The organism is Streptomyces doebereineriae (assembly GCF_031845645.1).
GTDB lineage: Bacteria > Actinomycetota > Actinomycetes > Streptomycetales > Streptomycetaceae > Streptomyces > Streptomyces canus.
Map to the genome: position 1 here is coordinate 1 of NZ_JAVREZ010000242.1, position 464 is coordinate 464.

The window sequence follows — 464 nt, forward strand, 5'->3', positions numbered from 1 at the left end:
GCTTTGTTCGTGGTGGTCAGCGAGTTCCGCCGCCCGGTGTGTATGCCCGAGGTCGCGTTGGACAACCGCGTGTCGGCCCGCACTCGGCATTACGCCGAGTGCATATCGAGCCGTCTGCGCGTTTTGACCATCGCGACGTGGATCGCCGCCGCAGTGTCGGGAGGGTTCGGAATCTTCCAGCTGGCCCTGGGCGGGCCGATGTGGCGGCTGGCCTTCGTCAACCTTGTTTCCGCAGTTCTGTTCCTGCTGGTGCCCCTGCTGTACCGGTTCGGCGAGCTGATCGCGCCACTGGCGTTCTTCCTCTTCGCGTACGTGTCGGTGTCGGTGATGTGCTTCGCGATCGGCACCGGCTCGGGCTTGCAGTTCTACTTCCTCGTCGCGGCGTCGCTGCCGGTCCTGGTGTTCGGAATCGAGCGCATCGTGCTGGCGGGGACGCTGGCGGCCCTGGGCGTGGCCGCCACGAT

1 pseudogene is annotated in these 464 nt (G+C 66.2%); it reads left to right on the plus strand.

Going from position 1 to position 464, the window contains the following annotated elements:
• Nucleotides 1-464: pseudogene (locus RNB18_RS51675) on the plus strand (hypothetical protein); the annotation flags it as partial.